Annotated in this window: 4 protein-coding genes; 1 reads left to right on the top strand and 3 read right to left on the bottom strand. The window is 69.3% G+C overall.

Annotation, left to right across the window (positions count from 1 at the left end; all coding sequences use genetic code 11):
- The first annotated feature begins 61 nt into the window (after positions 1-61).
- On the top strand, positions 62-775 hold the full coding sequence (locus tag LCM32_RS15165) for a 4'-phosphopantetheinyl transferase family protein (RefSeq protein WP_224821922.1): 714 nt from the start codon (positions 62-64) through the stop codon (positions 773-775).
- 29 nt (positions 776-804) lie between these two features.
- Here LCM32_RS15165 and LCM32_RS15160 read toward each other — a convergent pair whose 3' ends face one another.
- Genes LCM32_RS15160 through LCM32_RS15150 form a run of 3 tightly spaced genes read right to left on the bottom strand, consistent with a single transcriptional unit; the run spans position 805 to position 13,510 of the window.
- Positions 805-3,573, bottom strand: a complete 2,769-nt coding sequence (locus LCM32_RS15160) for a condensation domain-containing protein (RefSeq protein ID WP_224821921.1) — start codon at positions 3,571-3,573, stop codon at positions 805-807.
- A complete protein-coding gene (locus tag LCM32_RS15155) occupies positions 3,570-13,361 on the bottom strand; it encodes a non-ribosomal peptide synthetase/type I polyketide synthase (protein WP_224821920.1) in 9,792 nt (3,263 codons plus the stop codon). Before LCM32_RS15155 ends, LCM32_RS15160 begins: the two co-directional genes overlap by 4 nt.
- Complete coding sequence (locus LCM32_RS15150; protein WP_224821919.1) at positions 13,361-13,510, bottom strand: hypothetical protein; 150 nt, start codon at positions 13,508-13,510, stop codon at positions 13,361-13,363. The genes LCM32_RS15155 and LCM32_RS15150 overlap by 1 nt, the downstream gene beginning before the upstream one ends.
- Positions 13,511-13,746: the final 236 nt, after the last annotated feature.

Raw genomic sequence — 13,746 nt, 5'->3', positions numbered from 1 at the left:
CTCTCGACCCGCCTTTGCCCCGCAGTTTATCCTGCGGGCCGGGCCGAGGGGAATGGCGGACGTGATCGACATCGACTTGTATTTCTGGCGGCTGACCGGGGACGAGGGCGGCTACCGCGCCTGTCTTTCGCCCGACGAGGTGGCGCGGGCGGACCGGTTCCTGCGACCCGGGCACGGGGCCTCCTTCACCATCGGGCGTGGGCGCCTGCGCGAGATCCTCGGCCAGTACACGGGCCAGCCCGCCGATGCGCTGCGCTTCGACTACAACGCCGAGGGCAAGCCCTCGCTGGCGGGCGGGCCGCTCTTCAACCTCAGCCATGCGGGCGGATGGGCCGCGCTTGCCATATGTGCCGCGCCGCCCGAGGGGCTTTTGCTGGGCCTCGACATCGAGGCGCACCGCGAGGTGGAACCCATGGTCGCCGCGCGCTTCTTTTCGCCCAACGAGGTGGCGGCCATGCCCGAGGTGGGCAGCGCCGCTTGGCAGGGCGCCTTCTTCCGGATCTGGACCCGCAAGGAAGCGGTGGTGAAGGCCGTGGGGCCGGGCCTCTCGATGCCATTGACCGATTTCGATGTAACGCAGGCGCCGGGCGAAGGCGCGGCGATCACCCGGATCGAGACGCCACTGGCCCCGGGCGGGGCTGCCGACTGGTCTTTGACCGACCTCGACACCGGGACCGGGATGGCGGGCGCACTGGCCCTCTGCGCCGGGCGCGGACGGGGGCATCCCCAGCCGCGCCTCACGATCCGTGAGGGAGCGCTGCCGCTGCCCCGTTGAGGGCTTCAGCGCGTGCCCCATCGCGGGCCTCAGCGGGCCGCGTCCCGCTCCGCGAGGAAGGTCTCGATCTCCTGCGCGAAGGCCTCGGTTCCGGACCGCTTGTTGCCCACGACGCTGACCTTGGGGATATGCACCGTCTTCAGCTGGCCCTCCGCCACGACCTTTTCCCAGCCGATGGAGGGAGAGAAGCCGCTGCCCTGCGGGGTGATCTCGGTCACCACGTGGAGCACGGGGAAGTCCACCGGCGCAGGCCGGTAGGCATCGCGCGCCTTGGAGAGGTAGCTGATCGCGCGCTGCTGCTCCTCCTCCAGGTCGGAGGCATGGGCGCGGTTGTAGAGCCCGAGCGCCTCGGCCATATGCACGATCCCGGTCTTGCGGGCGGCGCGGTACATGTCCAGCATCGCCCAGAAGGACATCTCGCCCTCGCGCACCATACGGATGCGGTTGCGCAGCGCCTGCCACTTCTCGGCCTTGCGCATCTTGGGGTCCTTCAGGAGCGCCTCGGCATAGCCCGGCTCCCAGACGTCCTTCATGGTCACGCCTGCGATCTCCGCGCCCTCGGCATGGAGGATGCGCGCGGTCTCCAGCGCGAGGTTGCCGTGCACGCAGTTGCCGTAGAAGAGATAGGGCCCCTCGGGCTGCGCCTCGCGGACGAGGTCGGCATATTCGCGGGCCACCTCCTCGAAGCTGCGGTCGGTCTGGTCGAGACCGTGATCGCCCTCGAAGAGCCGCACGCAGGTGGCCTTGCGCGGCGTGGTGCCGTCCTGCGCAAGCGCCATCGGCGTGGCCGCGTTGTTGACCGAGATCAGCGGCACGCCGGCGCCGTCCTTGCGCAGCGGCAGGATGCGCCAGTCGGGCTCGGCCGGGGTGGCCTCTTCCTTCGCGCTCAGCCGCTCCCAGACCGCGCCGGTGAGCGTGGTCAGCGTGGGATATTCATAGGCCGTCGCGATCCCCAGTTCGAGGCCATAGGCCTCGCGGATGCGGGTCAGCATCCGCACCGTCAGCAGGCTGTCGCCGCCGAGGTCGAAGAAGCTGGCGGTGTCGGGCACCGTCTCCAGCCCCAGAAGCTCCTGCCAGATGCCGCGAATACGGGCCGCGACCTCGGGATCGACGGCACGGCGGGCGGCGCGGGCGGTGCCCCGGCGCTGCGCGGGCGGGCGCAGCAGGGCGCGGTTCAGCGCGCCGTTCTGCTTGCGCGGCAACAGGGCGAGCACCGAGACACCGCGCGGCATGTCGGCCTCGGCCAGTTTCTGGGCGAGGTGATCCATCAGCACCTCGGGCAGGGTCTCCAGCGCCACGGTCGTGCCGGGCGCGGGCGTGACGAAGCCATAGGTCTCCGTCCCGTCCGAGATCGCGGCGGCCTCGGCCACGTAGGCATGGGCGGCAAGGGCCTCCTCGACGCGAGAGAGCGCCCGCGAGGACCGGTCGCGCCGGTTGGCGAGCCGTTCGGGCAGGGGCAGCGTGGCAATCGGTTTCTCGGCCTCGGCGAAGGCCTGTTCGAAGGCCTGCGCCAGCAGGTCGAGGAAGGCGGCGATCGTCTCGGCCTCGAAGAGCTGCGACTGGTATTCCGCGTTCATTTGCCAGCCGGTCGGACGGCCGATGACGGCCACGTCCATGTCATAGACCGCGCCCGGCGCATGGCTGGGCGAGGAGCGCAGCGCGAAGCCCTCGTACTCCTGCGTCTTCATGAACACGGTCTGGAGGTTGAAGTTGATCGAAATCAGCGGATTGCGGCCTGCATCGCGGACCGGGTTCAGCACCTGCACCAGCTGGTTGAAGGGCATCGTCTGGTGGCTGAGCGCCCCGGTGACGACCTCCTTGGCCTGATCGAGATGGGCGGCGAAGGGTTTCGCCGGGTCCACGTCGAAGCGCAGCACGAGGTTGTTGATGAAGACGCCGATCAGCGGCTCGAGGTCGACATCGTTGCGGCCCGCGATCTGGCTGCCGAAGCTGACGTCGCTTTCGCCGGTCATCCGCTGCAGCGCGGCCGAGAAGACGGCACAGCCGAAGGCAAAGGTGGACATGCCGCGCGCCTGCGCGGCCTTGGCCAGCCGGTCGCCGAAGTCGGGCGGCAGGTCCATGTCGACCTGCGCGCCCTCGACCGAACGCACGGCGGGGCGGGCCCGGTCGGGCTCGATCTCGAAATACCGCATGTCATGGAGCGCGGCGGTCCAATACTCCGTCTCCTCGTCCAGCACGCCGGAGGAGAGGTATTCCTGCTGCCACAGCGCATAGTCGCCGTATTGCAGCGGGAGTTCAGGCAGATCGGGCTCCACCCCGCGGTTGATCGCATCGGCAGCGATGCCGATCTCGCGGCCCAGCACGCCGATGGAATAGCCGTCAAAGCAGCTCTGGTGCGCCACGATCAGCAGCATGGCGCGGTCGGCCTCGAAGCGCACCAGCGTGGCGCGCAGTAGCCCGGCCTTGGAGAGATCGAAGGGCCGCTCGGCATTCTCGCGGGCGATGGCATCGACCCGCAGCAGCGGATCGCCCTGCACGGCGGCGCGGATGTCCACCTGGTCGAGCTTGAATTCGACCGAGGCGGCGACCTGCTGCACCGGGCCGTCTTCGCCCTCGACCAGCCGGGTGCGCAGCACCTCATGCCGGGCGATGACGTATTGGAACGCCTCCTCCAGCACCTTGGCCGAGACATTGCCGCGCAGCTCCCAGCGGACCGCGACGTTCAGCGCCGGGTTGCCGGGGCGCATCTGGTCGAGGAACCAGCAGCGCTTCTGCGTGGCCGAGGCCGGGAATTCGGCGACGATCCCCTGCGGGGTCTTTGCGGTGGGCGTGCTCATGATGCTTTCACCTCGTTCCGGCGGGCACCCTTGCGGAAGTCGCGCAGGGAGGGCCGCTTGGGGGCTTCCGCATCGCCGCGGCTGTCGGCAAAGGCCGCCAGCTCACGGATCGTCGGATGGGCCAGCATGTCCTTGGCCTCGAGGTTCAGACCCTCGTCCAGCATGCGCGCGGCGATGCGGAAGACCATCAGGCTGTCGGCACCCATGGCATAGAGCGTGTCGGTCACGCCGACGCTTTCCAGCCCCAGCACATCGGCCCAGATCTTGGCCAGCCGGGTCTCTGTCTCGGTGGCCGGGGCCTGTGCGGCGGCGGGGGCGGCCTGCACGGCCTCGACCGGTTCGGGCAGGTTCTTGCGGTCAAGCTTGCCGTTGGCCGTCTGGGGCAGCGCGTCGAGCGTCACATAGGCGCGCGGCACCATGTAGTCGGGCAGGGTGCCCGCCAGCGTGGCCGACAGCGCGGCAGCCTCGGGAGCGGCACCTGCGGGCACGATATAGGCCACCAGCTGCTTGTCCCCGTTGGGCCGGGCCTTCAGCGCGACGGCGGCCTTGTCGACACCCTCGCAGGCACGCAGCCGGGTCTCGATCTCGCCCAGTTCGATGCGGAAGCCGCGCAGTTTCACCTGCGTGTCGATCCGGCCGAGGATCTCGACCTCACCGGCGGCGGTGATTTTCGCCAGGTCCCCGGTGCGGTAGAGCCGCTGTGCCGTGCCGTCGATCGTGACAGGGCGGAAGGCGGCCTCGGTCAGGTCGGGGCGGTTGTAGTAGCCAAGCGCCAGACCGTCGCCGCCGATGTTCAGCTCCCCCACGGTGCCCACGGGCAGCGGGCGGTCCTGCTCATCGAGGATGTGCAGCGTGGTGTTGGCGATCGGATGGCCTGCGCTGACCACGCCGTCGATCTGCTTGACGGTCGACCAGATCGTCGTCTCGGTCGGGCCGTACATGTTCCAGAGCGTGGCGCCGTCCCGGCGCAGCTTGTCGGCGAGGTCCTGCGGCAGCGGTTCGCCACCGGCGAGGCACTTGAGACCGGCAGCAGGTTTCAGACCCGCATCCAGCAGCATGTCCCAGAGCGTCGGCGTGGCCTGCATGACGGTGATGTCACCCTGCGCCATGCGTTTGACCAGCGGGAAGCCCTCGATCACCTCCTCGGAGGTGGCGATGACCACGCGGCCCCCGGTGATCAGCGGCAGGTAAAGCTCCAGCACCGCGATGTCGAACATGACCGTCGTGACCGAGAGGATCGTGTCGGCGGCGGTGAAACCGGGCGCCTCGGCCATGGAGTGCAGGAAGTTCACCACGGCTGCATGCGGGATCTCCACACCCTTGGGCGTGCCGGTCGAGCCGGAGGTGAAGATCACGTAAGCCGGGTCCTGCGCGTCGAGGGCGACCGGCGCGGGCGTGGCCCCGGCGGTTGCTTCGGCGGGCGAGATCAGCGGCAGGCCAAGGCCCTCGGCATAGTCGGGCGCGCTGTCCAGCGTGACCACCGCGGCGGCTTCCGCCGTCTCCAGGATCGAGCGCAGGCGGGCGGCGGGCTGGCGCGGGTCGAGGGGCACATAGGCATGGCCCGCCTTCTGCACCGCCAGCAGCGCCACCAGCATGTCGGTCGAGCGTGGCAGGGCGACGCCCACGCGGGTCTTCTGCGCGCCCAGCCGGGACTGGATCAGCGCGGCAAGCGCATCGGATTTCGCATCCAGCTCGCCATGGGTCAGGCGTGCGCCGGCGCATTCCACGGCGACGTTGCCTGCGTGGGTTGCAGCGGTGGCCCGGGTCAGCGCAGGCAGGGTCTGCGTCAGGTCATAGGCGCGGGCGGTGGCGTTCAGCGTGTCGCTGATCGCGGCGGCCTTGGCGGCTTCCTCGGCATCCTGCACCGGCAGGGCAGCCACGGGCTGCGCGGTGTCGGCGGCAATCGCCTCCATCACGCCCCGGAAGCGGGCCAGCAGGCGGTCGGCGGTCTGGGCGTCGAAGAGGTGGCTGTTGTAGTGCAGGTCAAGGCGCAGCCCCTCCGACACTTCGCAGACGTTGAAGAAGAGGTCGAAGTTCACCGCCGCCTTGGGGTTCGGCTCCACATGGGTGGTGAGCCCCGCCATGCCGCCCTCGTCGGAGTAGCGTTCGACGTTGAACTCGATCTCGGTCAGGGGCAGGCGGTTGAGGGTGCGGGGCACCTCCAGCGCGCGCACCAGCGTGCCATAGGTGATCTCCTGATGGTCAAACGCCTCCAGCAGCTTGGACGACAGCGCCTTGAGGTGATCGGCCACCGGGGCCTGCATGTCGAAGGCGGCGCGCACCGGCAGGAAGTTCACGCAGTGTCCCACCAGCGACTGGTTCGCCAGCAGCGCCTGGCCGCCCGTGGGCACACCCAGCACCACGTCCGAGGTGCCGGCCATCCGGCCCACCATCATCTGCAACGCACCAAAGAGCGTGGCGAAGAGGGTGCAGCCCTGTTTCGCGCCGGCCTTGCGCACGGCCTTCGCCACGTCCAGCGGCACGAAGGCCGTGGCGGTGGCACCGTCATGGACCCGCCGTTCGCCGCGCGGGCGGTCGGTGGGCAGTTCGGGCAGGGCGGGCACATCGGCGAAGGTCTCGCGCCAATAGGCCAGCGTCTCACCCGCCGGTTGCTTGCCGGCTTCCTTGCGCGCATGGGCGGCGAAGGAGGGCGCGGCGGGCAGATTGGCGGATTTGCCCTCGGCATGGGCCGTGTAGAGCGCGTTCAGATCGTCGAAGAGCACCCCGAAGGACCAGCCATCGGCAATGATATGGTGCGCGGTGAAGATCAGGACGTGCTTGTCTTCGGCCAGCTTGAAGAGCGACAGGCGCAGCGGGTCGGCGTCGGTGAGGGTGAAGGGCTCGGCCACGTCGGCCGCGAGCGCCTCGCGGTAAGCGGCCTCGGGCTCGGCCTCGCCACTGAGGTCGATCAGGTCGAGGGTGACAGGCGCCGCGTCGAGGATGTCGAAGGACATGCCGGAGCGGGCAAAGCGCGCGCGGAGGGCATCATGCCGGGCGACGAGATCGCTCAGCGCCGCTTCCAGCGCGGACTGGTTCAGCGGGCCCTCCATGAAAAGCGAGGCACTCTCGTTGAAGCTGGCGGCGGCCTTGCCGCCCATCTGGTGCGTCATCCAGATCTCGGACTGGCCCTCGGTCAGCGGGATGCCCTTCAGCTGCTCGCCGGTCAGCTTCGGCTGCCAGTTGGGATCGCGCAGGTGCACGAGGATGCCATTGTCCAGCAGCGTGTCCAGCGCCGTGCAGAAGGCGGTGTAGATCCGTTCGATGTCAGCCGCCGAATGGGTCGTGGTCAGGAAGCCGCAGAAGCCGTCCATGATGTGCACGCCCTCCATCCGCATCAGCGGATAGAGCAGCGAGGCACGCGGGTCTTCCTCGGTCACCTTGATGACGAACCAGCTGGAATATTGCTCGACCAGCACCGGCAGGCCACGGTCGGTCATGGCCTGTTTCATGCGGTCGCCGAGGATCTTGCAGCGGTCGGCCACATCGGTCCAGAGCGCCGCGCCCTCGGGCGTTTCCATGTGATCCAGCGTGGCGGTCAGCGCCGCGAGGATCAGCGGGTGACGCACGAAGGTGCCGGCAAAGAAGGTCGGGATCGCCTCGGGCTGGCTGTCGTCGCCGAACTGCCAGTCGCCGCCGTCGAGCGCATCCATGAACTTGGAGGAGCCCGCCAGCAGGCCGATGGGCATGCCGCCGCCCAGAACCTTGCCGTAGGTCGCCATGTCGGGCTTGATGCCCCAGACGCCCTGCTGCCCGGTCTTGGAGGTGCGGAAGCCGGTGACGACCTCGTCAATCACCAGCGCCGCGCCGCCGTCGGCGGTGATGCGGCGCAGTTCACGCACGAAGTCCTCGGGGCGGTGTTCGGGATGGCGCGATTGCACCGGCTCCACGATCACGGCGGCGATGTCCTTGATGTTGTTGGTGATCCAGTCGAGGCTGTCCTGCCCGCCGTAGTTCACGACGACCATGTTGGCGAGGCCCGAACGCGGGATGCCCGGTGCGATCGGCAGCGCCGTCGGCTCACCGCCGGAACGCGCCTTGCCCTTGATCAGCACCTCGTCGAACTGGCCGTGGTAGTCGTTGCCGAAGACCACGATCTTCTCGCGGCCCGTCACGGTGCGGGCCACGCGCATGGCGGCCATCACTGCCTCGGAGCCGGTGTTGCAGAAGGTGATCCGGTCATGACCCAGCCATTCCGACAGGCGCGCGGCCAGCGGCCCGGCCTCGTCGGCCTGCGGGCCGATGGGGAAGCCGCGTTCCATCTGGCGGTTCACCGCGTCCACCACGAAATCGGGCGAATGGCCAAACGCCGTCTGGCCGAAGCCGTTCACCACGTCGACATAGTCGTTGCCGTCGATGTCGGTGATATGCGCGCCCTTCGAGATCTCGGCCACGATGGGGAAGGTCAGCTCTTTCCACTCGGGCCGGAAGGCGGCGGCGGTCCGCGGGTCGGCCAGCGGCTTGCGGTACTGCTGGGTGTAGGCCTTGGATTTCGGATGCTTGTCCGTGTAGCGGGCGCAGAGGTCCTTCACGAAGGCCAGCTGGCTGGCGTCGAACTCACCGCCGGTGACCGAGGCACCGCGGCCGGTCTTGAACTCTTTCTTGGCCGGTTTCTCTGCCGGGGTGGCTGCCGGTGCTGCGGCGGCGGGTGCCGGTGCCGCGACAGGGGCCGCGACAGGAGCCGGAGCCGGGGCCGCCACGGGCGCGGGGATCGCGGCCTGCGGGGCAGCAGCAGCCGGGGCACCTCCGAGGGCGCGCATCTGTTCGGCAAAGATCGCCTGCATGGTCGCCATCTGGCTTTGCATCAGCGCGGCCATGTCACCGGCGGCGGCGGGCATCGCGGGGGCCGTAACGGGGGCAGCGGTGGGTGCCGGGGCCGTGGCGGCAGCGACCGGGGCCGGCGCTGCGGCCACGGGGGCAGCAGGCGCGGGCGCTGCGACAGGCGCGGCCTCGGGCGGCAGCATCTCGTCGAGGTGGGCGGCCAGAGCCTCCATCGTCGGCCAGTTCGCCATCAGCTCGCGGAAGCCGATCTCGACGCCATATTCCTTGGCGAGCCCCTGGCTCAGCTGCCCCATGAAGAGGCTGTCGAGGCCGAGTTCGAGAAAGGGCACCCCCGCATCCTCGGGCGTGTAATCCTCGCCGGAGAGGGTGGAGAAGAGGGCGATCAGGTCAGTGGTCAGTCGGTCGGTACGCGGTGCGGACATCTGGGGCTCACTGGTAACGGTTGTTTCTATGGACTGCTCTTGGAATTGCGGGGCGGCCACCGGGGGTGGCGCGGTCAGTAGGGGATCGGGCGGCGCGGCGGCGGCCTGCACCGGCGCGGCGTCAGGCACCTTCCGTTCGATCCAGTAGGATTTGCGCTGGAAGGCATAGGTCGGCAGCGGCACCCGGCGGGCATCGCGGGGACCGAGTTTCGCCCAGTCGAGCGGCAGGCCCAGCGACCAGAGCTGGCCGGCGGCCTGCGCCGAAACGAGGGCATCCTGACCGGCACGGGAATGATCCGGCAGGGTCTGGACGGGCGTTGCACCATGGTCGCGGCCCAGGGTCTGGCGGGCGAAGGCGCATAGCGTCGTGCCCGCGCCCATCTCCATCAGCACCGCCCCTTCGGCGGCGGCAGAGAGGGCGGCCCGGAAGTCGACACAGGCGCGGGCCTGCGCGGCCCAGTAGCCGGGATCGGTGGCCTGTGCGTCAAGCGCCTCGCCGGTCACCGAGGAGGTGACGGGGATCTGCGGTGCGGCGAGGGTCATCTTCGCCACGGTCTCGCGCAGGGGGGCCACCACCGGGTCCATCATGGCCGAGTGGAAGGCGTGGGACGTGTGCAGCCGCGAGTAGGCGAGGCCCGCCTGCGTCAGCTGCGCCTCCACAGCCTCGATGGCATCGAAGGGCCCTGCCAGCACCTGCAGACCGGGCGCATTGCGCGCGGCGTGCTGGACGGCGTCGGAGAGGAAGGGCGCGATCTCTTCGGCCTTGGCCTTCACGCCCAGCATGGCCCCGCCGGGCAGGTCCTGCATCAGGCGGCCACGTTCGGCGATGATCCGCAGCCCGTCGGCGAAGGACATGACGCCAGCCACGGTGGCGGCGGCGAATTCCCCGACGGAATGGCCGATCATCCGGTCCGGCGTGATCCCGCGCGACAGCCACAGCCGGGCATTCGCCACCTGCGTCAGGTAGAGCGCGGGCTGGGTCAGGCGGGTGTCGCGCAGGGCGCGGGCAGCCTCGGCATCCGAGACCTCGCCGAAGCAGAGCAGCTGGTTGATGTCGAGGCCCAGAAGGGGCTCCAGCAGGGCGGCGCCCTCGTCGATCGTGTCGCGGAAGACCGGCTCGCTCTCGTAGAGGCCACGGCCCATGCCGGGGAATTGCGAGCCCTGGCCGGGGAACATCCAGACCAGTTGCGGTGCTTGCTGCGGCGCGGGCTTGCGGGGGCTGGGTGCTGCGCGCAGGGCGCTCGCGGCCTCGGCCTTGGTGCTGGCCGCCACGGTCAGGCGCAGCGGATGGGCGCGGCGGCCCTCCTGCAGCGTGAAGGCGGCGGCGGAGAGCGCGGGCGCGTCCTCGGCCTCCAGCGCAGTGGCCAGTTCGGCGGCCATCTGCGAGAGCGCCTCGGGCGATTTCGCGGAGAGCGGCAGCACCTGCGGCCGGTCCATCGCGGGCGTCTGAACGGCGGGGGCCGGGGCCTCCTCCATCAGGATATGCGCGTTCGTGCCGCCAACCCCGAAGGAGGAGACACCGGCGCGGCGCGGGCCGTCGCTGTCCCAGTCGATCAGGTGATCGGCCACGAAGAACGGCCCCTGCGAGAAGTCGATGCGCGGGTTCGGTGCGCGGTAGTTGGCCACCGGCGGGATCTGCCTGTGTTGCAGCGCCAGCACCGTCTTGATCACGCCCATGATGCCGGCAGCGGCATCCATGTGGCCGATATTGCCCTTCACCGCGCCAAGGGCGCAGGGGGTGGTGGAGCCCGCAAAGGCCTGCGTCAGCCCCTCGATCTCGATCGGGTCGCCAAGCGGCGTGGCCGTCCCGTGGCATTCCACGAAGGAGACCGAGCCCGGTTCGACCTCGGCATCCTGATGCGCCATGCGGATCGCCATGGCCTGCCCGGTGACCGAGGGCGCGGTGTAGGAGATCTTGTCCGCGCCGTCGTTGTTCAGCCCCACGCCCTTGATCAGCGCGAGGATAGTGTCGCCATCGGCCTCCGCATCGGAGAGCCGTTTCAGCACGATCACTCCGGCGCCATGGCCGAAGACCGTGCCTGCGCCCTCGGCATCGAAGGGACGGCAGACGCCATCGGGTGCGGCCATGCCGCCCTCGATCGCCATGTAGCCGCGCTTTTGCGGGAAAGTGATGGAGACCCCGCCCGCAAGCGCCACGTCGGTCTGCCCGCCGCGCAGGGCGGCCACGGCCTGACCGATGGCCACCAGCGAGGTGGAGCAGGCGGTGTTCACCGAAAGCGCAGGCCCGGTGAGGCCAAGGCGGTAGGAAATCCGCGTCGCCATGCTGTCGGTGTCGTTGCCGGTCAGCTGGGTGTAGTCATCGACCTGGAAGCCGGTGAGGAAGCGATCCAGTTCCGCGCGGCTTTGCAGCACGTTGTTGAGCAGGTAGGTCGACTGGGTCGACCCGGCATAGACCCCCACGGCGCCGCGATAGCGGGTGGGGTCGAGCGCGGCCTGTTCCAGCGCCTCGTGGCAGACCTCAAGGAAGATGCGCCCCTGCGGGTCCGTCACCTTGGCCTCGCGCGGCAGCATGTTGAAATACTTCGCGTCGAAGAGGTCCACATCCGGCAGCCACGGGCGCGCGGCGACATAGGCCGCCATGGCGCGTTCGGCGGGGGAATAATTGTCCTCGATCTCCTCGGGCGAGAAATGCGGGATCAGGTTGTCGCCCGCCTTCAGGTGCTCCCAGAAGGCGGCGATGTCCTTGGAGCCGGGGAAGCGGCCCGCCATGCCGATGATGGCGATGGGCTCGTTGGCCTTCACCCGCGTGCGCAGCGGGCCCGAGACCTCGGGCGCGGCCTTCGCCAGCCGCTCGCAGAGCGCGCCGAAGCGGGGCACTTCGAAGAGCAGGGTGATGGAGAATTTCGTATCCAGCCGCTTTTCCAGCGCCGCATGGGCGCGGATCAGGTCCATGGAGGTGCCACCGGCCTCGAAGAAGGTGACATCGTCCGCGACCGGGCCGCAGTGCAGGATCTCGTCCCAGACCGCGCCGACGATGGCGCGGATGCCCTGCGCCTTGGCGTGGGGCGCGGGGGCGGTGGCCTTTGGCAGGCTCTCACGCAGGGCGCGGCGGTCGACCTTGCCCGCGGGCGTCAGGGGGAAGCTCTCGCGCAGGTGCAGCGTGCGGGGCAGCGTGGTTTCCGGCAGGCTCTGCGCGGCATGGGCCAGCACGGCGCGGGTGAAGGCGGCCTCGTCGGTGACGGGGGCCTCGGGGCGCAGGAAGGCGATCATATGTTTCGCCTCGCCGCTGCCCGTCACGTCGACGATGGCATCGGCCACGCCGGGGGCGGTGCGGATCTCATGCTCGACCCCGTCCAGCTCGATCCGGCGACCGGCCAGCTTGACCTGACGGTCGGCGCGACCGTGGAATTCAAAGACACCGTCGGCGCGTTCCATGGCCAGATCGCCGGTGCGATAGACGATGCCGTCATGGCCGGGGCGCGGATCCGGGATGAAGACCTCTGCGGTCTTCTCGGGCCGCCCGTGATAGCCGAGCGCTACACCGGGGCCGCCGATGACCAGCTCGCCCACCTCACCCGCAGGCAGGGGCACACCCTCGGGATCGACCACGAAGGCCAAGGTCTGCGCTAGCGGCGTGCCGATGGGCAGCGGCCCTGCGGCGGCCAGTTCGGGCGTGACCTTCAGCCCGAGGCTGTCGGTGGTGCATTCCGTGGGCCCGAAGACATTGCACAGCGTGATCTGCGGCCAGGCCTTCACCAGCTTGGCGGCATGGGGTGGCGACATCACGTCGCCCCCGGCAATGGACAGCCGCATGGTGGCAAAGGCATCCACGTGATGTTCGATCATCAGGTGATGCACGCCCGCGTACCAGCCCGCCACGGTTACATGGTTGCGTTTCATCACCGCGGCGACGTCGTCGAGCGAGGGGAAGGCCGCCTCGACCACGGCAACCTGTGCCCCGGTCAGAAGCCCGCCCCAGATGTCGTAGATCGCGCCGTCACAGGCGATGGTGGAGGCGTGCAGGATCACGTCCTGAGGCTGCACCTGCGTCAGCGTCTGGTCGAGGACGAGCGCCGTCACCGCGCGCTGCGGGGTCAGCACCCCCTTGGGCGTGCCGGTGGTGCCGGAGGTATAAAGGAGATAGGCCACGTCATCGCCGTGCCCTTCGGGCCAGTCGCGGGCCGTGCGCGGCAGGGCCGCGGCCTCGGTCAGCGCGATGCGTGGGGTGTCGGGCGCGAGGGTCTCACCGGCCAGATCGGCATGGGCGGTGGAGAGGAAACAGGCCGCCAGCCCACAGTCGCCCGCGATGAAGGACAGCTGTTCCGGCGCATGGGTCGGGTCCAGCGGCACGCAGGCGGCGCCTGCGCGGAAACAGGCCAGCATGGCAACCACGGCCTCGACCGAGCGACCGCCGAGGAAGCCCACGAAGGCCCCCCGGGTGACGCCCTGATCCACCAGCCAGCCTGCCGCCGCCTCGGCCCGTGCCGCGAGGTCGGCATAGGAGACGGGACCGGCGCTGGTCAGCAGCGCGGGCGCCTCACCGCGCAGGGCGGCGATCCGGGCGAACTGCGGATAGATCGGGGCGGCAGGGTCGAAGGCCAGCCGCAGGTCCATGTCAGGGGCCATCAGTGCTTCCTGGACGGGGCGCGCACCGGCTTGTGCGCGGGTTTGAAGGCAAAGGAGAAATTATAGGCCGCCGCACACGCGGAGGTTGCTTTGATCTGGGCAGCAATCTTTCTTGCCGTGTCCGGCTTGTGGTCGATCTTCACGGTCATGGGAGACCTCATAGCGGGTTGATGACCCGTCGCTGGTCGGGGGAAAGCCCGTCGCGGCGCGATCTGGGAAACAATTGGGGAGCGCGGTTTAATCAATTCGTCACCTTATACCCGAAACCCGGGCAAACAGATAGTTACAGGTGATGATCATTCCCTGGGATCAGGGCATAAGTATGTGTAATCGAGGGAATTTCACGCCGATCAACAAATTGTTCAGGCAGGTGTCGGGCAAAGGC

This window comes from Pseudooceanicola nanhaiensis (assembly GCF_020171315.1).
Lineage (GTDB): Bacteria > Pseudomonadota > Alphaproteobacteria > Rhodobacterales > Rhodobacteraceae > Pseudooceanicola > Pseudooceanicola nanhaiensis_A.
This window is presented reverse-complemented; position numbering and strand designations above follow the sequence as displayed.

Coding starts and splice junctions, on each gene's coding strand:
- LCM32_RS15155 (WP_224821920.1), bottom strand. CDS start 13,361: ATGGCCCCTGACATGGACCTGCGGCTGGCCTTCGACCCTGCCGCCCCG.
- LCM32_RS15150 (WP_224821919.1), bottom strand. CDS start 13,510: ATGACCGTGAAGATCGACCACAAGCCGGACACGGCAAGAAAGATTGCT.
- LCM32_RS15160 (WP_224821921.1), bottom strand. CDS start 3,573: ATGAGCACGCCCACCGCAAAGACCCCGCAGGGGATCGTCGCCGAATTC.